The organism is Burkholderia sp. AU33545 (genome assembly GCF_020419685.1).
GTDB lineage: Bacteria > Pseudomonadota > Gammaproteobacteria > Burkholderiales > Burkholderiaceae > Burkholderia > Burkholderia diffusa.
In genome coordinates this window covers 964,112-984,039 of sequence record NZ_JAIZRQ010000001.1, presented here as the reverse complement: position 1 = coordinate 984,039, position 19,928 = coordinate 964,112, and the positions used below count along the sequence as shown (strand labels likewise).

General features: G+C 65.0%; 16 protein-coding genes and 1 pseudogene. 6 read left to right on the top strand and 11 right to left on the bottom strand.

What is annotated here, in order from left to right:
• Positions 1 to 22 precede the first annotated feature (22 nt).
• Complete coding sequence (locus LGM71_RS04515; RefSeq protein WP_151048709.1) at positions 23 to 1,582, top strand: DHA2 family efflux MFS transporter permease subunit; 1,560 nt, start codon at positions 23 to 25, stop codon at positions 1,580 to 1,582.
• 89 nt (positions 1,583 to 1,671) lie between these two features.
• On the opposite strand, the gene truB is transcribed toward LGM71_RS04515, so the two are convergent.
• From truB to LGM71_RS04470, 9 genes are all read right to left on the bottom strand, one after another.
• Entirely contained in the window at positions 1,672 to 2,604 is a 933-nt protein-coding gene (gene truB, locus LGM71_RS04510) for a tRNA pseudouridine(55) synthase TruB (protein ID WP_226114104.1), read from the bottom strand.
• Between the two features lie 14 nt (positions 2,605 to 2,618).
• A complete protein-coding gene (gene rbfA, locus LGM71_RS04505) occupies positions 2,619 to 2,939 on the bottom strand; it encodes a 30S ribosome-binding factor RbfA (protein WP_409360411.1) in 321 nt (106 codons plus the stop codon).
• A 190-nt stretch (positions 2,940 to 3,129) separates the two neighbouring features.
• Positions 3,130 to 6,051, bottom strand: coding sequence for a translation initiation factor IF-2 (gene infB / locus LGM71_RS04500; protein WP_226114103.1), 2,922 nt, complete (start codon positions 6,049 to 6,051; stop codon positions 3,130 to 3,132).
• A 91-nt stretch (positions 6,052 to 6,142) separates the two neighbouring features.
• Positions 6,143 to 7,618 (bottom strand): transcription termination factor NusA, encoded by a 1,476-nt coding sequence (gene nusA / locus LGM71_RS04495; protein ID WP_124625665.1) that lies wholly within the window; start codon positions 7,616 to 7,618, stop codon positions 6,143 to 6,145.
• Positions 7,618 to 8,076 carry a ribosome maturation factor RimP gene (gene rimP / locus LGM71_RS04490; RefSeq protein ID WP_014897219.1) on the bottom strand — a complete coding sequence of 153 codons (459 nt, stop codon included), beginning with the start codon at positions 8,074 to 8,076 and terminating at the stop codon, positions 7,618 to 7,620. The genes nusA and rimP overlap by 1 nt, the downstream gene beginning before the upstream one ends.
• 420 nt (positions 8,077 to 8,496) lie before the next feature.
• Entirely contained in the window at positions 8,497 to 10,227 is a 1,731-nt protein-coding gene (gene rluB / locus LGM71_RS04485; RefSeq protein WP_226114102.1) for a 23S rRNA pseudouridine(2605) synthase RluB, read from the bottom strand.
• Between the two features lie 60 nt (positions 10,228 to 10,287).
• Entirely contained in the window at positions 10,288 to 11,310 is a 1,023-nt protein-coding gene (gene scpB / locus LGM71_RS04480) for an SMC-Scp complex subunit ScpB (RefSeq protein WP_226114101.1), read from the bottom strand.
• Between the two features lie 260 nt (positions 11,311 to 11,570).
• The gene (locus tag LGM71_RS04475) at positions 11,571 to 12,773 is read right to left on the bottom strand and encodes a pyridoxal phosphate-dependent aminotransferase (RefSeq protein WP_226114100.1); all 1,203 of its coding nucleotides are present in this window, start codon (positions 12,771 to 12,773) and stop codon (positions 11,571 to 11,573) included.
• Between the two features lie 64 nt (positions 12,774 to 12,837).
• A complete protein-coding gene (locus LGM71_RS04470; RefSeq protein ID WP_059608567.1) occupies positions 12,838 to 13,740 on the bottom strand; it encodes a LysR family transcriptional regulator in 903 nt (300 codons plus the stop codon).
• 430 nt (positions 13,741 to 14,170) lie between these two features.
• Between LGM71_RS04470 and LGM71_RS04465 the strand changes: the two are divergent.
• Positions 14,171 to 14,566, top strand: a pseudogene (locus LGM71_RS04465) (transposase); the annotation flags it as partial.
• A 198-nt stretch (positions 14,567 to 14,764) separates the two neighbouring features.
• Positions 14,765 to 15,016, top strand: coding sequence for a hypothetical protein (locus LGM71_RS04460; RefSeq protein WP_124625657.1), 252 nt, complete (start codon positions 14,765 to 14,767; stop codon positions 15,014 to 15,016).
• A gap of 181 nt (positions 15,017 to 15,197) precedes the next feature.
• On the opposite strand, the gene LGM71_RS04455 is transcribed toward LGM71_RS04460, so the two are convergent.
• Positions 15,198 to 15,515 carry a hypothetical protein gene (locus LGM71_RS04455; RefSeq protein WP_059510817.1) on the bottom strand — a complete coding sequence of 106 codons (318 nt, stop codon included), beginning with the start codon at positions 15,513 to 15,515 and terminating at the stop codon, positions 15,198 to 15,200.
• Between the two features lie 157 nt (positions 15,516 to 15,672).
• Here LGM71_RS04455 and LGM71_RS04450 point away from each other — a divergent pair, with 157 nt between their 5' ends.
• The 3 genes from LGM71_RS04450 (at position 15,673) to LGM71_RS04440 (ending at position 17,277) form a co-directional block, all read left to right on the top strand.
• A complete protein-coding gene (locus LGM71_RS04450) occupies positions 15,673 to 16,389 on the top strand; it encodes a YdcF family protein (RefSeq protein WP_226114246.1) in 717 nt (238 codons plus the stop codon).
• A gap of 215 nt (positions 16,390 to 16,604) precedes the next feature.
• Complete coding sequence (locus LGM71_RS04445; RefSeq protein WP_059608570.1) at positions 16,605 to 16,883, top strand: hypothetical protein; 279 nt, start codon at positions 16,605 to 16,607, stop codon at positions 16,881 to 16,883.
• A 136-nt stretch (positions 16,884 to 17,019) separates the two neighbouring features.
• Positions 17,020 to 17,277: a hypothetical protein gene (locus tag LGM71_RS04440; RefSeq protein ID WP_059608571.1), complete on the top strand. Its 258-nt coding sequence runs from the start codon at positions 17,020 to 17,022 to the stop codon at positions 17,275 to 17,277.
• 720 nt (positions 17,278 to 17,997) lie between these two features.
• On the opposite strand, the gene bamC is transcribed toward LGM71_RS04440, so the two are convergent.
• Positions 17,998 to 19,206, bottom strand: coding sequence for an outer membrane protein assembly factor BamC (gene bamC / locus LGM71_RS04435; RefSeq protein ID WP_124625656.1), 1,209 nt, complete (start codon positions 19,204 to 19,206; stop codon positions 17,998 to 18,000).
• Positions 19,207 to 19,928: the final 722 nt, after the last annotated feature.

Here is a 19,928-nt window from a genome sequence, read left to right as displayed (position 1 = left end):
CCGACTCCGGAAAACTACCGACATGGCACAGGCTCCTGTCTCCCACCCGCCGCTGCAAGGCGGGCAACTCGTGCTCGGGACGATCGCGGTATCGCTCGCGGTGTTCATGAACGTGCTCGACACGTCCATCGCGAACGTCGCGATCCCGACCATCTCGGGCGACCTCGGCGTGTCGTCCGACCAGGGCACGTGGGTCATCACGTCGTTCGCGGTCGCGAACGCGATCTCCGTGCCGCTCACGGGCTGGCTGACCGACCGGTTCGGACAGGTTCGCCTGTTCCTCGCGTCGATCATCCTGTTCGTCATCTCGTCGTGGATGTGCGGCCTCGCACCCAGCCTGCCGTTCCTGCTCGCGTCGCGCGTGCTGCAGGGCGCGGTCGCCGGGCCGATGATTCCGCTGTCGCAATCGCTGCTGCTGTCGAGCTACCCACGCGCGAAAGCGCCAATGGCGCTCGCGCTATGGTCGATGACGACGCTGATCGCGCCGGTCGCCGGGCCGATTCTCGGCGGCTGGATCTCGGACAACTATTCGTGGCCGTGGATCTTCTACGTGAACATCCCGGTCGGCATCGCCGCCGCACTCGCCACGTGGTCGATCTATCGGACACGCGAATCGACGGTGCGCCGCGCGCCGATCGACGGGGTCGGTCTCGCGCTGCTCGTGCTGTGGGTCGGCTCGCTGCAGATCATGCTCGACAAGGGCAAGGATCTCGACTGGTTCGCGTCGACGACGATCATCGCGCTCGCGCTGATCGCACTCATCTCGTTCGCGTTCTTCGTGATCTGGGAGCTGACTGCCGAACACCCGGTCGTGGACCTGTCGCTGTTCCGGATGCGCAACTTCACGGGCGGCACGATCGCGCTCGCGGTCGGCTACGGCCTCTACTTCGGCAACCTCGTGCTGCTGCCGCTCTGGCTGCAAACCCAGATCGGCTACACGGCAACCGACGCAGGCCTGGTCATGGCGCCGGTCGGACTGTTCGCGATTCTGCTGTCGCCGCTGACCGGCAAGTTCCTGCCGCGCACGGATCCACGCTACATCGCGACCGCCGCGTTTCTCACGTTCGCACTGTGTTTCTGGATGCGCTCGCGTTACACGACCGGCGTCGACGAGTGGTCGCTGACGTTGCCGACGCTCGTGCAAGGCATCGCGATGGCGGGCTTCTTCATTCCGCTCGTGTCGATCACGCTGTCCGGCCTGCCCGGCCACCGCATTCCCGCGGCATCGGGCCTGTCGAACTTCGTGCGGATCATGTGCGGCGGTATCGGCACGTCGATCTTCCAGACCGCGTGGGATCACCGCAACAACTTCCATCACGCGCAACTGGTCGAGCAGACCAACGTGTACAACCCGACGTTCAACCAGGCCGTCACGCAGATGGGCAACCTCGGGCTGACGCCGGACCAGGCGCATGGCCTCATCAACAACATGGCCACGCAGCAGGCCGCGCAGCTCGGCGTGAACGATCTCTTCTACATCTCGGCGGCGATCTTCGTGCTGCTGATCGGACTGATCTGGATCACGAAGCCCGAACGCGCGGGCGGCGGCGATGCGGGTGCGGCCGCGTCGGCTGCACACTGAGCCGGCCCGCGCCCCCACACGCTCACGCAGCAAAAAGCCCGGTCGAGACCGGGCTTTTTTCATTTCGATGGGCGCCAGCGCGCCGTGCATCATTGAGCCGTCACGACGAGACGTTCAGGCGCAAGCACGCCGTTTGCCTTGCGGGCGACGCCGAGCAGCCGCACCGCGTCGTACACGCGCACCCGCTCGCCTTCTGCCGCGTCGATCGGATCGAGCGCCGACAGCGGCAGACGCTGGCCATGCAGGAACCGCTTCGCGCAGGCTTCGTCGAGACGCACCAGCGGAAACGTCGACAGCAGCGCGTCGACCGGCTGAAGCCACGCGTCGCGCGCTGCTTCGGTGGCGTCGGACAGCGCGTCCAGCGTCACCGCGTGCTCGAGCGTCAGAGCGCCGACGCCCGTGCGACGCAGCATCGTCAGATGCGCGCCGCAACCGAGCGCTTCGCCGATATCCTCCGCCAGCGTGCGCACATACGTACCCTTGCTGCAAGTCACGCGAAACGTCACGTCCGGAAGTTCGCAGGCCAGCAGGTCGAGCGCATGGATCGTCACGTTGCGGCCTTCCCGTTCGACGGTCTGGCCCGCGCGCGCATATTCGTACAGCGGCTTGCCGTCGCGCTTGAGCGCCGAATACATCGGCGGCACCTGCACGATCTCGCCGGTAAAGCGAGCGAGCGCCGCCTCCACCGCAGGCCGGTCGCATTCGACGGCGCGCGTGTCGAGCACGTCGCCTTCAGCATCGCCGGTGGTCGTGCGCACGCCGAGGCGCATCGTCGCTTCGTAGGTCTTGTCCGCTTCCAGCAAGTCCTGCGAGAACTTCGTCGCCTCGCCGAAGCACAGCGGCAACAGACCCGAGGCCAGCGGATCGAGCGTGCCGGTATGGCCGGCTTTCTTCGCGAGAAGCAGGCGCTTCGCGCGAATCAGGGCGTCGTTACTCGACAGGCCGACCGGCTTGTCGAGCAGAAGGACGCCGTCCAGCGCGCGCCGCGGCACGCGTGGACGCTGAGGAGCTGCAGTCGTCATTGGGGCACGCGCGCTCACTCGCCCTTCGCAGGCGCGTCGGCTTCGTCGTCGTCCTTCGCGCGCGTCGAGTTGGCTTCCTTGATCAGGCGCGACATTTCCACCGCCTTTTCGATCGTCTGGTCGTAATGGAAATGCAGCGTCGGCACCGTATGGATGTGCAGGCGCTTGAACAGCAGGTTGTGCAGGTGACCCGATGCGTGGTTCAGCGCTTCCTGCGTCTTCTCCGGATCGCCGGTGAGCGCCGTGAAATAGACCTTCGCGTGCGCGTAGTCCGGCGTGAGCTCCACACTCTGGATGGTCACGATGCCGATGCGCGGGTCCTTGACCTCGCGCATGATGAGTTCGGACAGATCGCGTTGAATCTGGTCTGCAATCTGAACGTTGCGATTGGGGGAAGTACGTTTCCTGGACATGATCGATCCGTGATCCGTTTATCAGGATAAAGCGGCGCGCTATTGACACGCCACCATGAAAATGGGCGGGACAGGCTCAAGCCTGCCCCGCCCACGAGCCGATACGCGATGATTACAGCGTACGTGCGACTTCAGTCACTTCGAAGACTTCGAACTGGTCGCCTTCGATGACGTCGTTGAAGTTCTTCACCGACATACCGCACTCGAAGCCTTGCTTGACTTCCTTCACGTCGTCCTTGAAGCGCTTCAGCGATTCGAGTTCGCCCGTGAAGATCACGACGTTGTTGCGCAGCACGCGAACCGACGACGAACGCTTGACGATACCGTCGGTGACCATACAGCCGGCAACCGTACCGACCTTCGGCACCTTGAACACCTGGCGCACCTCGACCATGCCCGTCACGACTTCGCGCTTCTCCGGCGCCAGCATGCCCGACATCGCGGCCTTCACCTCATCCACTGCGTCGTAGATGATGTTGTAGTAGCGAATGTCGATACCGTTCGCTTCGGCCAGCTTGCGCGCCTGTGCATCCGCACGCGTGTTGAAGCCGATGATGACCGCCTTCGATGCCGTCGCGAGGTTGACGTCGTTTTCGCTGATGCCGCCCACCGCGCTGTGCACGATCTGCACGCGCACTTCGTCGGTCGACAGCTTGAGCAGCGACTGCACGAGTGCTTCCTGCGAGCCCTGCACGTCCGCCTTGATGATGAGCGGCAGGTTCTGCACTTCGCCTTCGCCCATCTGCTCGAGCATGCTTTCCAGCTTCGCGGCCTGCTGCTTCGCCAGCTTGACGTCGCGGAACTTGCCCTGGCGGAACAGCGCGATTTCGCGCGCCTTGCGCTCGTCCGGCAGCACGATCACTTCCTCGCCCGCACCCGGCACTTCCGACAGACCCTGGATTTCGACCGGGATCGACGGGCCGGCTTCCTTCGTCGGCTTGCCGTTCTCGTCGAGCATCGCACGCACGCGGCCATAAGCCGTGCCTGCCAGCACGATGTCGCCACGGTTCAGCGTACCGGACTGCACCAGGATCGTCGCGACCGGGCCCTTGCCCTTGTCCAGCTTCGCTTCGATCACGATGCCCTTGGCCGGCGCCTCGATCGGTGCCTTCAGTTCCAGCACTTCGGCCTGCAGCAGCACGTTCTCGAGCAGGTCGTCGATACCGGCACCCGTCTTCGCCGACACCGGCACGAACGGCGAATCGCCACCGTATTCTTCCGGCACGACGCCCTCCGCGACCAGTTCCTGCTTGACGCGGTCCGGGTTCGCTTCCGGCTTGTCGATCTTGTTGATCGCCACGACGATCGGCACGCCACCCGCCTTCGCGTGAGCGATGGCTTCCTTCGTCTGCGGCATCACGCCGTCGTCGGCAGCCACCACCAGCACGACGATGTCGGTCGCCTTCGCGCCGCGTGCACGCATTGCCGTGAACGCCTCGTGACCCGGCGTATCGAGGAACGTGATGACACCGCGCGGCGTTTCGACGTGATATGCGCCGATGTGCTGCGTAATGCCGCCCGCTTCGCCCGCTGCAACCTTCGCGCGGCGGATGTGGTCGAGCAGCGAGGTCTTGCCGTGGTCGACGTGACCCATCACGGTGACGACCGGCGGACGCGGCAGTTGCTCCGCATCGGTACCGGTCTCGCCTTCGACCAGCAGTGCTTCCGGATCGTCCAGCTTCGCGGCGACCGCGCGGTGACCCAGTTCCTCGACGACGATCATCGCCGTTTCCTGGTCCAGCACCTGGTTGATCGTGACCATCTGGCCCATCTTCATCATCACCTTGATGACTTCGGAGGCCTTGATCGACATCTTGTGTGCAAGATCGGCAACCGAGATGGTTTCCGGCACGTGCACTTCACGCACGATCGGCTCGGTCGGTGCCTGGAACGTCGATGCGCTGTCCTGGTGACGGCCGCGACCCTTCGGGCCGCCGCGCCAACCGCGGTCGACGCCACCGCTCGAATCGCCGCGCGTCTTGATGCCGCGGCGCTTGGCCGCGTCGTCCTGCCAGCCGCCCTTGCCGCCGCCCGGCTTCTTGTTGCGGTCGCCCGCGCCTGCCGGTGCCTGCGTCGTCGCCGGCGCTGCGCCGGCCGGCTTCTTCACGGCCGGACGTGCCTGCGCGCCTGCGCCTGCCGGCTTGGCCGGCTTGTGCAGCGTGCCCTTCGCTTCGGCCGGCTTCGGCGGTTCCACCGGCTTCGGCGGCTCGACTGCCTTGACCACGGCCTTGCGCGGCGTGTTCATCATTTCGCGGATCGCGCGCGCTTCGGCCTCGGCCGCCTCGCGACGCTTGCGAATCTCTTCCTGCTCGGCCCGCGCCTTGTCGGCCGCCTCGCGGGCAGCGTCCTCGGCCTTCTTCGCCGCTTCACGCTGGGCCGCACGTTCGGCGGCCGCGCGTGCTTCGTCCTGCGCGGACTGCGCACCGGTTGCTTCCTGCTTGGCTTCAGCGGCCTGCTGGGCCGCAGCCTGCTGTGCCGCTACGGCTTCGGCCGCGGCGCGCTTCGCCGCTGCTTCTTCCTCGGCACGGCGGCGCTCTGCTTCGGCCGCTTCCTCGCGGGCACGGCGCTCGGCTTCCTCGCGCTCGAGGCGTTCCTGGCGCTCGCGCAGTTCCTGCGCCTGCTTTTCGAGCAGCTCGGCCTCGCGGCGCGCTTCTTCCTCGCGACGCTTCAGATCCGCATCGTCATCCGCTTCGGCGACCTGCGCCTGACCCTGCTCCGCACCCTCGGCCACGTCGTCGCGCTTGACGAACGTACGCTTCTTGCGGACCTCGACCTGAATGGTGCGAGCCTTGCCCGTCGCGTCAGACTGCTTGATCTCCGACGTATGCTTGCGGGTCAGCGTGATCTTGCGCTTGTCGCCGTCGGTTGCGCCGTGCGACTTGCGCAAATGATCGAGCAGACGCGCCTTGTCCGCCTCGGACAGCGCATCGTCTTCACTCGCTTTCTGGACGCCCGCTGCCTGCAGCTGTTCGAGCAGCACACCAGCAGGCATTTTCAGTTCCGCGGCAAATTGGGCTACGTTGTTACTCGCCATTCATTCCTCTTAGTGCAAGGACCGATTCCTTGCGGTTAGCATCGGGTCAGGCCATACGGCCGCCATCAAATCAGTGCGCCATGGTCATTTCTCACTGGAACCAGTGTTCACGTGCTTTCATGATCAACGCCTTAGCGGCATCCTCTTCCATCCCGGTCATGTCGACCAGTTCATCCACAGCCAGCTCGGCGAGATCGTCCCGCGTCTGCATGCCGTGTTCGGCCAGCTTCGCGAGCAACTCCGGCGTCACGCCGTCGAGGCCCTTCAAATCCAGCGCTGCGTTTTCGACCTTTTCTTCGTTCGCGATCGCCATCGTCAACAGTGCGTCGCGCGCGCGGTTGCGCAACTCGTGCACGGTGTCCTCGTCGAACGCCTCGATTTCGAGCATTTCGTTGAGCGGCACGTAAGCGATCTCTTCGAGGCTCGTGAAGCCTTCGTCGATCAGGATGTCGGCAACTTCTTCGTCAACGTCGAGACGCGCCATGAACAGCGAACGCAGTCGATCGCGCTCTTCACCCTGCTTCAGGGCGGATTCGTCCGGCGTCATGATATTGATCTGCCAGCCGGTCAGCTCGCCGGCAAGGCGAACGTTCTGACCGCTGCGGCCGATCGCGACAGCCAGCTCGTTCTCGTCGACGACGACGTCCATCGAGTGCTTTTCTTCATCGACGACGATCGACTGGACGGCTGCCGGCGCGAGCGCGCCGATCACGAACTGGGCGGGATCCTCGGACCATAGCACGATGTCGATGTTTTCGCCACCGAGCTCGTTGCGCACGGCCTGCACGCGCGAACCGCGGATGCCGACGCAGGTGCCGATCGGATCGATCCGCTTGTCGTAGGCGATCACGCCGATCTTCGCGCGCACGCCCGGATCGCGAGCGGCTGCCTTGATCTCGAGCAGGCCCTGCTCGATTTCCGGCACTTCCATCTCGAACAGCTTCATCAGGAACTCGGGCGCCGTGCGCGAGAGTTCGATCTGCGGGCCGCGCGCGGTGCGGTCGACCTTCGCGATGTATGCACGCACGCGGTCACCCACGCGCAGGTTTTCCTTCGGGATCAGCTGGTCGCGGCGCAGCAGCGCTTCGACACGGCCCGATTCGACGATGAAGTTGCCCTTGTCGAGGCGCTTCACCGTGCCCGTCATGATCTTTTCGCCGCGCTCGAGGTAGTCGTTCAGGATCTGCTCGCGCTCGGCGTCGCGCACCTTCTGCAGGATCACCTGCTTGGCGGCCTGCGCGCCGATACGGCCGAACTCGATCGACGGCACCGGCTCCTCGATGAATTCGCCGACTTCGACGTCGGGCTTCTGCTCACGCGCTTCGAACAGCAGGATCTCGCGATCCGGCTCCTGCAAGCCTGCCTCGTCGGGCACGACGAGCCAGCGACGGAAGGTTTCGTGCTCGCCGCTTTCGCGATCGATATGGACGCGGATTTCGGCGCCTTCGTCGAACAGCTTCTTGGACGCGGACGCGAGCGCAGCCTCGAGGGCGCCCAGCACCACATCCTTGTCGACGTTTTTCTCGCGCGCCAGCGCATCCACCAGCATCAAAACTTCGCGACTCATTATTTGCGGCTCCTAAAGTCAACTTGCGGAATCAGGCGGGCTTTGTCGATATCGGCCAGCGTGAAATCCAGCATGGCTGCCTCGCCCTTCTTCCTCTCAAATTCCAAACCGATCGTTTCGCCATTCGGCGCGTGCAGAATGCCCCGGTACGTCTTGCGCCCGTCCAGCGGCTTTTTCAAGGTCACGGAAACTTCGCTGCCAGCGAAGCGCTCGAAGTCGGCCAGCTTCTTCAACGGGCGGTCGAGCCCCGGGGACGAGACTTCGAGCCGTTCGTAATCGATGTTTTCGACCGTCAAGACGTGCTGGAGCTGACGTGTGACCTTTTCGCAATCTTCGAGCGAGATGCCGGCAGGCTGATCGATATAGATGCAAAGCATGCCGCGCCCGGTGCGCTCGAGATCCACCAGCTCGTAGCCGAGCCCGGTGACCGTGGTTTCTATCAGTTCCGTCAGTTGCACAGTGTCCTCTCAGGTGTTCGCGCCCGCCGCTCGCGATTCACCCGCGGGCGCGCGCCTTAGCCGGCGCAGGAAGCGCTACCCGAGATGCCTAACCGTTTCAGCAAAAAAAAATGGGCGGAACGCCCATCTTCTTACTGGTGGTCGCACCTGAGCCGCACATTGAATCCGTACGCCCAGCGACTCCGCGATTATAGCGATTTTTGGCGCAAACGCCAAGCCAGCCGGTAAAAGCAGCGTCCAGACCGCCTTTACCGACCAAAAATGCGAAACCGGACTGTCCGACCAGGCGGCACAAATCCGGCAGCGCGATATATATACAGTCAAAAGCAAACCACGCAAGGCGAAGTGCCGCCCCGACCGGACTCGCACCGATATTGCCGGCACACCGGCGGCTTCACGCCGCCGACCGACCGGAAACGCTCAGCGACTGCGCGAGCGACTGCGCTGCGGACGCTGGCCGCCGCGCGCGCCACCACCGCCGTTGCCGGCGCCTTCGGCGCGATTGCCGTTGGGATTGCGATTGCCGCCCTTGCCGCCGCTGCGCTTGCCGGCCGCGCCTTCACGCTTGGGGCCGGCGCCATACGACGCGCGATTGCCATCGACATCGCGACCGCCACCCGAGCGATTGCCATAGCCCGACGGCGAAACCGGCAGGCTGCCGTAGCCGCTCAGGCCGGGCAAGCCCGGGGCGCCACGTCGACCGCCACCGCGACGCGGCTGATCGAGCTGACCATGCGTGGTCAGCACCGGCTCGCGGCTGATGAAGCCCATCGATGTCTGCATCGGATCCGGCTGGCGGCGCTCGGCCTGCCCGCCACCACCACGCTTGCCCTTTTCCTCGGACGGCGCCTTCAGGCCGACGGTCGCCATCAGCTTGCGCACCTGCGCTTCGTCGAGCTCTTCCCAACGACCGCGCTTCAGGCCGCGCGGAAGCGGAATCGGACCGTGACGGGTACGGATCAGGCGACTCACCATCAGGCCGGCCGCCTCGAACATCCGGCGCACTTCGCGGTTGCGGCCTTCTGCCAGCGCGACGTGATACCAATGGTTCGTGCCTTCGCCGCCGCCGTCGCGGATGCGCAGGAAGTTCGCCGGGCCGTCATCGAGTTCGACGCCGTGCAGCAGCTTCTGCCGCATCCCTTCGGACAGCTCGCCGACGACGCGCACCGCATACTCGCGCTCGACGCTGTAGCGCGGATGCATGAAACGGTTTGCGAGATCGCCCGACGTCGTCAGCATCAGCAGACCTTCGGTGTTGAAGTCGAGACGACCCACCGCGAGCCATTTCGCCGTCTTCATCGGGGGCAGGCGATCGAACACCGACGGACGACCTTCCGGGTCCGCGTGGCTGACGATCTCGCCCGTCGGCTTGTGGTACAGCAGCACGCGCGGCGGCTTGTTCGGCAGCTTGCGCTTGACCGGCTTGCCGTTGATACGGACCTGGTCGGTCGGCATGATGCGCTGGCCGATGTGCGCGGGCTCACCGTTCACCGACACGCGGCCGGCGACGATCAGCTCTTCCATTTCGCGGCGCGAGCCCATGCCGGCTTCTGCGAGCACCTTGTGGAGCTTCGGCGCATCGTCGTCCGGCGACAGCACGCGCTTGTTCGTCGGCTGGTTGCGGCCGCGACGCAGCATCGGCGCACGTACGCCGCTGCCGCCCGCCGAATTGTCGGCATCGAACGCCGGCGACGTCACATAGGCGAACAGGTCGTCCTGCGACGCTGCGTCGCCGTCGGCCTTCGCTGCGCCGCCCTCGGCCTTCGCAGCGCCACCCTCGGCCTTCGCCGAACCGCCGCGCCGCCCCTGGCCGCCTTGCCCGCCCTGGGCACCCTTGGCCGCACCTTCACGCTTACCGGCCGGCTTGCGGCCGCCCTTGGCCGCGCCTTCCTTGCGCGGCGCGCGTGCGGGCTGAGCTTCCGCGGCCGCGGCCGGTTGCGCGTCCGCGCCCTCGCCGCCCTGCGACTCGCCATCGCCCTTCGACTTGGCCGCCGCGCGGCGGCGCGCGATCAGGCTGCGCGGGCCGCGCCGCAGCCCGCGGCGGGGACGTTCGTCACCACCCGTGGCCGGAGCATCCTGCTCCGGCCCATCGTCGGCACGCGCGGCCTGCACGGCAGGCGCGGACGATTCAATATCGTGGATATCAGTCAAAACAACCTCAAAATGTCAGGTCTCGCGCCCGGCTCGGGCGCGGCAAGAAGTCGGCCGCAATCAGGCGCGGCGCTGTTCGGGTTCTGCTTCGTCGTCCGGCAGTGCGTCGGCGCCGATGGGCGCGCTCGCACTGCGTACGGCGTCGGCGAGGCTGTCGGACGTATCGTCCAGCAGCTCGCCCTCAGCGGGACGGGCGCGTGAGGCATCGGCCTGGCCAGCCTCGCCCGGCATGTCGCCGGCCGCTTCCGCTCCGTCTCCGGCAACCGCGTCGGCGGTCGCCTTGCGATCTTCCTCGTTCCCTTCCGCGCGCAGCGGCTCGGGCTGCCCGCCGGCCGGCGCTGCGTCGGCGCCGCCCTGTTCCATCTGAACGCGATCAGTTCCCAGCGTATCGCGGTTCGGCATTTCCTGCGTCGACGTACCTTCTGCCGCGGCGTCGTCCGGCAATTCATCCGGCCGCATGTGCGACACGTCGGCCGCCGCTTCGCCGGCTTCCGGCACCCCGTCCGCTACCGGCGCATCGCCGTCGAAGTCCATCGCCTGCTGCGCGAGCAACGCGGCCTCGATGTTCGCGGCCGGCTCCTCGAGCGCCGGCAGGTCGTCGAGCGCCTTCAGTCCGAGATCGTCGAGGAACTGCTTGGTCGTCGCGTATAGCGCCGGACGTCCCGGCACGTCGCGATGCCCGATCACCTCGATCCAGCCGCGATCCTCGAGCTGCTTGACCACCTGCGTATTGACCGTGACGCCGCGAATCTCTTCGATGTCGCCGCGCGTGACGGGTTGCCGATACGCGATGATCGCGAGCGTTTCGAGCACCGCGCGCGAATATTTCGGCGGCTTCTCGGGATGCAGCCGGTCCAGATACTGGCGCATCGCCGGCTTGCTCTGAAAGCGCCATCCGGTTGCCAGCGCCACCAATTCGACACCGCGGCCGGACCAATCCTGTTTCAGATCTTCGAGCAACGCGCGGACCGTGTCAGCCGACACGACGTCGGCAAAGAGCTTGCGCAAATCGCCGAGTTTCAGCGGTTCTTGCGCGCAGATCAAGGCAGTCTCGAGGACGATCTTCGCCTCTTGGGTATTCATGCAGCTAGGCCAGACCCTGTGGTCAAACGAACCGGATCAACAAACAGACGAAAGGAACGGAAGACGCGCTCGCCCGATTCTGATCGGTCATATTGATGGGAGCACGAACCGGGGGCGGCGAACCAACTTCAAGCCAGGCCCAAACCGGACGGAACAGCACGGCTCAACGACGGAACCGCGTGACTGAGCGCCATCTTACGCAAAATTGCCCGGTGCGTAAAGATGAGCCGAACGGCCCGCCGCCGCAGCTCCGCCCCACTTCAACGCAGGCCCGCGCCGCGCGTGACGAACGCCCGCAGGCGCTCGACGCCCGCGTCGAGCCGCACCGGATCGCACGCGTAGCACCAGCGCACGAACCCTTCCCCCTCCGGACCGAACGCGCGCCCCGGCGCCAGCCCAAGCCCGACCTCGCGCACCAGCGACTTGCAAAACGCGAGACTGTCGTCCGCGCCCGGCAAACGCAGGAACAGGTACATCGCGCCCGGCGGAGGCGGCACATCGACGCCCGGCAACGCGCGCAGCGCGGCAACCAAGTGGTCACGTGCGCCACGCAGCGCCGCAACGAACGACTGCACGAACGGCTCGCCGTCGCGCAGCGCGACTTCCCCCGCGGCCTGGATGAAACCCGGCGCGCACGACGTGTTGTATTCGACCAGCTTCGACAGATCGCCCATGATCGACGCCGGCGCGACCAGCCATCCGAGCCGCCAGCCCGTCATCGCCCAGGCCTTGGAGAACGAATTCACGACGATGACCCGCTCGTCGCGCGACGCGATGTCGAGAAACGACGGCGCGCCGTCTGCGCCGAACGCGAGCCGTTCGCACACTTCGTCGGAGACGACCCAGATGCCGTGACGCCGGCAATGCGCAAGCACGGCCCGCTGGTCGTCGCGGGACATCGCCCAGCCGGTCGGATTGTTCGGCGAGTTCACGAACAGCATTCGTGTGCCGGGCGTCAGCGCCGCGAGCAGCCGGTCGATGTCGAGCCCCCAGCCCGCATCACCATGGCGGAGCGGTATGCACTCGACTTGTGCACCGAGTATCTTCGGGATTTCAACGAGGTTCGGCCAGAGCGGCGTGACCGCGACGACGCGATCGCCCGGGCCGACCAGCAGCTGCGCGGCCAGCATCAGCGCGCTCACGCCCGAACTCGTCACGGCGATCGCATCGGCCTCGGTCGCGCCGTGACGCGCCCTCACATAGGCCGCAATCGCGTTGCGCAACGGTACCGTGCCGAGATTGTGCGTGTAGAAGGTTGCGCCGTCGCGCAGTGCCGCGGCAGCCGCGTCGCGAATGAATGCCGGCGTCACGCGATCGGATTCGCCGAACCAGAACGGCAGCACGTCGGGCACGCCGAAGCCGGCGTTCGCGACTTCCCTGATCAGCGACGGACGCAGCGCCTGGACCGCGCTGCGTGCCGTCGGCTCGCCCGTCGCCGGGTCGACATCTGCGGAATGCGTCATCGAGAACCGCCACCGAGGAACACGATCCACGCAGTGTACCGGTGTGCGCGCCGGTTCAGCACCCTCAGTCGAGGTCTTCCGCCCGCGCCGGCATCTGGCGCGCGAGTTCCCAAATCGCCTGCGCGGCCGGCGACAGCGACCGGTCGCGGCGGCGCACCAGCTCGACGGTGCGCTCGGTACGCGGCGTCAGCGGCCGCGCAACCAGCGACGATCCCGCCGGCAGCGGCAGCGACAGCCACGGCTGCACGCTCACGCCGACACCAGCCTCGACGAGCGCGAATACCGTCGCCGAATGCCCGAGTTCCTGCATGACCGTCGCGTTCACCCGATGGGCAGCCAGCGCGGCGTCGATCAACGGCCGGCTTCCGGACGCATGGTCAAGCAGGACGAGGCGCTCGCCGTCGAGCGCCGTCCAGGGCACCTCGGCCCGCGCCGCGAGCGGATGATCGGCGCGCGCGACCAGGCAGAACGAGTCGGTCATCAACGGTTCGCAGACGAGGTCCGCAACGGCGAGCGGCCCGATGACGACGCCGAAATCGACCTCGCTCGACTTCACCTTTCGCAGCACGTCGCTCTGCACGTCGTCGCGCAGGCCGAGCGTGACGAACGGAAACTGGCGCTCGCAGGCCGCGACGACGCGCGGCATCAGCCGGCACGCAATCGTCGGACTCGCGGCGACGATCACGCGCCCCCGCCGCTGCTCGCCGATCTCGCGAATCTCGCGCAGCGTGTCGTCCAGATCGTCGATCAGGCGCGACACGCTCGCGATCAGGTTCACCCCGACGTCGGTCAACTGCACGTCGCGGGTCGTCCGGTCGATCAGCTTCAGCCCGAGCTCGGCCTCGAGTTCGCGCACGCAACGACTGACCGCAGACTGCGTGAGTCCGATCTCGTCACCCGCGCGACTGAAGCTCCGCAGCCGCGCAACCTCGATGAATACGCGAAGCTGGCGCAGCGTAACGTTCATCTCCTCACCTCATCAATCGTCGATACCGATGCACAATTTTAATGCGCGAAATCGGCTCCGATGTGCGAATCCGGCACCGGCCACACATGTTTCGCTGCGGTGCAATATCCACGGAAACGCACGTGGCACGGGCGAGTTGCACAAGATTGGTGATTGTCCTGATTTGCTGGCGGGTTATTTTGGCGTCTTATACGCCCCTAGCTGACTTAGCCGTTAGCCCGCTGCCAAGCGGCTCTCGAGGGAATCGCCTCCGACATGGCACACATCGTGCTTTACCTGACGCACAGGGCGCAGGTTTAGTCGGACGGAAGGCAGAAACGCCGCTGCCGGTCAACCGGACGCCCCCACCCGGCACTCGACGCTCGAGTGCTTGAAGAGTGCGCGGCGCAGGGCAGCGCACCGGAGTTAGCTTCGCTGAGGTGAGGACATGATGCTGTTCGACGATTTGAGAGATAACGAGTGGGCGCTGGTCGAAGGTCTGTTTTGCTCGGAACCCGCACGCAGTGAACGGCGCGGCCGCCCCCGCGTGGAGGCCCGTTCGGTGGTAAACGCCGTGCTGTGGGTACTGTCGACGGGTGAAGGCTGGTCGAAGCTGCCGGGTCGCTATCCGTCGCCGCCGACCTGCCGCCGTCGCTTCGACGAATGGCAGGCAGACGGTACGCTCGCCGAAATCGTCAAGCGCCTCGGCACGAGCGGCCGTCAGATCTCGCTGCGCGGGCGCATCGGGGCAAGCGCGGCGAAGCCGCCTGCACCGCCGAGCCGCGACCGATTGCGCGGCGCCTTCTGGACCAATCCGGAATCCTGGCGCGCCCCCGTGAAGATGGCGTAACGCATGCTCGATCGGGCGGCTTCGGCCGCCCGACTTCTTTCGGCGCCACGCGCTTTTCGCGGCGCCCGCGTCGTCGATTACCGCTGTCGTGCCGCGATACATCTATTTACTATTATTTACAGCTAGCCTGCACTCCCTCGCTTACCTTAGCGACATATCAACAAGCCGCGCCGATGGCTTGAAGGGAGCCCCGCCATGAAACCAATGTCACTGCTCGTCGCATGCGGCATTGTCATTTCGCTGGCGTCGACCGCCCCCGCTCACGCCGACGATCGCGCGAAGCCACCTCACCGCCAGCAGGATCACCGAAACACCCTTCGCCAGCAACCGCCCGCCACGCCGCTCAATCGACCGACCGTGCCGCGCGGCGATTTGCGCGGCGACATCGCCAGCAACGCACGTGCGCGCATCGGCTCGCAACCGACGGACATGCCGCGTCATCCGTAGTCCACAGGATTTCGTCAAAGAAAATTCCCGAATTCGGGAACTGCTCGACATACGACAAGTCACATCCGTTGCCATGAGCACAGCGTGGCAACAGCAAAAGTATCCGGTACGCCCGTATCCTCGCGATACGGGCTTTTTTTTGAGTGTCGCCGGCGACGGCGCGAGGGTCAGGAGTGCGCCGCTACAGGCGGCTTTCGAGAATCGCCACGGCGCTCGCTTCGCTTAACGCGTAGTCGTCCATACGGCGATCGGTCCAGGAAAGTAATTTTTCGTCGCGCTCGAGTCGCGCGCATTCGGCCCGACCACTATCGGTCAGCACCGCGATGTCGACCGGTGCATGGAAACCCGGCGCGGGGGCAACCGTCTTCTGCCTGACCGTGTCCATCAGCCCCAGTGACCGGAGATACTCGAACACGCCCGGGCGGCGCGCCCACGGTACCTGGCGGTACTGCACTCGTCTCAATGCGTCGAGCACCGCTTCGTTGGAATACGTGGCCATCTCGATTCTTTCTTAAAGTGCAGCGACAATGCGAAGCGGCGCGCCGGGCGGGAGCTCCACCCGCCGATACCGCCACCGATTCTGGGGGCCGACGTTCGGCATCGCGTCAGGGCCGGATCGTCAGCCGTCCATAAAAAGACACCATACCCCAATCAAATTGATTCTGTTCGATTCATTTGTACTTCTCTTCATCGGTTTCATGCTCTTCCGCAAGCGGCGAAGACTCATCGCGATCGCGAGCGTCGCGCTGATCTGGCTGCTCGCGACAGGCTGGCTCACCGCGCCGCTCATCGCATGGACCGAGGCGGGCGTGACGCCGGTCGAGCACCCCGACATGCACGGCCGAACCACACTGATCATCATCGGCATCGGCACACGGCGCAGCGACACCGGCTTGCGGCCGCCGCCCGATGGGGAAGCACGCATCCGCACGACCGCGGCGCTCTACCGCACGTGCCGCGAGCAGGCCACCCGTTGCACCGTGGTGATGTCGGGCGGCGACCCGCAACATCACGGCGAAACCGAGGCGGCCGTCTACGGACGCCGGCTGATCGCGGAAGGCGTCGCTCGCAACGACCTCGTACTCGAGCCGAACAGCCGCACCACCTATGAAAATGCGAAATTCACCGCTTCTATACTACGCTCACAACATGACGACTCGCGCATTCTCGTCGCGTCGTCCTACCAGATGCGCCGCGCATTGCTCGATTTCCGCCGCTTCGGCATCGATCCGCAGCCCATTTATTCCACCCACCGGCGCGCGCAAACGGGCTGGCTGCCCCGCTGGCACAACCTGGAAGACGCGAATCTGGCATTGCACGAGTTGATCGGCATCGCGCAGTTCCACGTCTACCGGTGGCTCGGCTGGTTTTGATGGCGACGCGTGCAAAACGACGGCGTCGCCCCCCCGGATGGCATGCGCATGACGGAGTGCACGAAGTGTTGCGCGACTTCAACGGGGCCTTGCGCTGCACGGCGATCCGGTGCACATTGATCCGTCACTTTTGTTACACTCGACACGCACTCGATTGCAGTCGCCAGACAAAACGGCAACATTCGGGTTCATCACCACTTAGCGGAGGTAAAGCAATGAAGAAGACGTCCCTGGCTATTCTGGTCGCGATGTCGGCGCTGACTGGCGCAGCGTATGCGCAAGAGAGCACGCAAATCCAGACCATCACCGACCCGGCCAAGATCGCCGAGATCGAGCAGCGCGCACAGGCACTGCAACAGCAGCAAGCAGCCGAGGCTGCACAGCCGGCGGCTCAGGAAGAGCACCACGGCAAGAAGGCCGCTCACCACAAGGCAGCGAAGAAGGCTGGCAAGAAGGCCGCCAAGGCCGCTCCGGCAGACGCTGCCAGCCAGTAAGTTCGGCGGCACCGCACAAGCGAAAGGCCGAATCCGGGCAACCGGGTTCGGCTTTTTTGGTTGCGGCGCCTGCGCGCTGTGCTAAAGTCGCGCACCGAAATTTTCCACCCGTGCGCACCCCGGTGCGGAGGACAGCATGAGCAACATTCAACTCGACATCGAGTGGACCGAAGCAGCCACTCGCAAGATCAAGCAACTGATGCCGCGCGGCTCGGAAGACGCCTTCCTCGCGCTGCCGCCGATCGAGTGCCTGCCAATGGAGGGCGACGTGCTGTTCCTCGGCCCGCAAGGCAAGCAGCAACCGTTCATCGTCGCCGAACGCCAGTATCACCACGACGGCGACGCCGACTGGACGATCATCCTGATTCTCGACGTACCCGACACGTCGCACTGACGCGTCGCGGCGGCCGGCAACGTGTCCGGCCGCACCACCCTGCTCACGCGAGCTTCGACAGCACACGGATCCCGGGCCGGTCAATCCAGTCCCAGGCTGCTTCGCGACAAGCCGGAATGTGCGCGGAACGCGCATGCACGGCCAAAGCGACCTGGCCGTCGCGGCGCTCGACGAACACGCGCCAACGCCCCCCACAATTCAGAAAAGATTGCGAATCAGCGAATCCAGCACCCGCCGGATCGCCATGCCTCGCATTTCGGCCGCACCAAAAAAATTGCCCGCGCTTCAGAAGAAGCGCGGGCGAAACCGTCGCCCTACGAGGATAGGCGACGGGGCCATCGAGACCCGCGCGCGGCGCGGGTCGTCATCGGTTACGCCAGCGCTCGCAGCGCTGGCATCTGAAGACGTCGAAACCGTTGTCCGGGCGCTCGCGACACCCGCCCGGTCTCTGACGCCATCCTCCCTGTTCTAACGATTCCCACTTATAAAGCAGTTTGCGTGCCAGGTGCACTTTCGAAAGCATGCCATTGATCCATAAGGATATTTTTCTCGGTCACGACGATGTAACACCCGTTCTGCCGCCGTAACGCGCGAATGTTACGTAACGTCACGATAGAGGGACACGAACGTCCCGCACATGCCAGAATCGGCAGGCGCGCGCGACCATAAAAAAAGCCCGCCGGAAGGCGGGCTTTTTCGAAGAGCGGGAGCGTACCGCGATCAGCGCAGCTGATTCACGAGCAGCCCCATGATCTGCCGGGCCGGACCCGACGTATCGATCGCGCCCGAGTCATCGACGACTGCCACACGCGTCTGGTCGGGCGTCAGCGCCTTCACGTTGACGCGATACTGCTTCGCCTGCTTTTCCTTCTTGCCGTGGAACAGCTGGCTCCAGAAGCCCTGCTCGGCCGAGCTGAGATCCTTCGGATCGACATAACGCACGAAAAACAGACCCTTCGTGCGATCGCGATCGTCAACCGTGAAGTTCGCGCGATCGAGTGCGAGGCCGACATGCAGCCACGACCGGTCGTACGGCTCGCCGAGCGTGACTTCGGACGGCACCGCGGCCGAATCGACGTCGTTCGCTTGCGACGACGTACGCGCGACGTTCTGCGCAGCGATCGCAGCGGCGGCGGCCTTCGATGCGTCGGTATCCGCCTTCTTGTCCTTCGGCACCGTGTTGTCGTTGATGTTCGCGATCGGCGGCTCACCATTCTTCGCGCGCTGATCGTTCTGTGCGAGCACCGCCATCAGCCGCTTCAGGTATTCGGTCTCGAGCGCCGGATCGTTCGGTTTCGCTTCCCACTTGCTCGAATCGTTGTTCGCGCCGGTGATCGCCTCACGCATGCCCTTCTGGCTGATGAACACGTAGGTACCGCCGTTCGGCGCCGAATCGAGGCGCGTGCGGTACTTGTTGCGCTCGGCGGTCACGTACGAATTGCCCATCGCCTTGGAGATCACGCTGCGGATCAGGCCGTCGTTGATCTGCGGATGGGTTTCGTTCCAGTCGGTTTCCATCACGCCCTTGTCGCGCTGGTCGACGACGAGCAGGAAGCCCTGCTCCTGCCAGAAACGGCGAACTTGCGGCCAGATGTCGGCGGGCTTCTTGCTGTCGATCACGAGCCAGCTCTCGGTGCCATCGCGCTGAATATGCATGCCGGTCACGGCGGGCGCGACGGTGTCCGTCGCGGGCGCCGCGTGCTGCACCTGCTGAAGCGCGGACAGGGAAGTCGCGCCGCCCTGTGGCGGCAGCGAACGCTGATCGGCCGTCTCGTCGAGCATGTTGGGCGGCACTGCGAGCGACGCTTCCTTCGATTTCGAATCGCTCTTGTAGTCCACTTTCGTGGGCGACGACGTACCGCAACCGGCAACGAGCGCGCCGGTGGCGAGCACTGCAGCAAACCGCATGGTAAGACGAAGATCAGTCATGTTCGGGGAATCCTCTTCCGCTAAATCACGGCGCTTTCCGTGGATCAACCTTGCATTTTACCGTGGCCGCGCCGGGATGTGCAAAAAAGCGACCGGCAAGAAAAAACCCGCGTCAGCCTGAACTGACGCGGGTTCTTCGTCTGGTCGGGGCGAGAGGATTTGAACCTCTTCGAACCCACCGTGGAATAAGGCTTTCCGGGCAATGTGTCGGCGCGTTTCGCCGTGTAAATTGACACAGTGGCGCTCAGTCTAGCACGGCCCCACCCGGACCTCCCTTGCCTTCTTCTGGCACCTACATCCTGGAATCTGTCTGATGGTGTCCAACATGAAGGAATACGAGTAGCCCATTCATAGCAGCCGCCCCTTGCTTCAGGCCCAGGAGCAGCGCCCCAACGCTGTAGTTTTAGCCATGCTCCCGGTTCCGAAAGTGGAATCCGCGATGCATGGGCGCTCGGATTGCCCTCCGTTCGCTTCGGGCCCATCAGCGGCGGTTAATGCGCCTTACGTAACAGAGCCACTGAAAGTCCCAGATTGCTACGCGGGCGCTCTCGTGCGAACCAGTCAGGGGGACTTCCACTGAGCGATCCAGAAACCGCAACAGGTGCTCGCGGTCCGTATGCGGGACACATGCTCTGCCACGCGAGGCCTTCACCGCCTGTCCAATTTACGGGGCAGCATCAATCATGCCATACTAGCCGAAAAGCAGTTTGCGCAAAACGGTA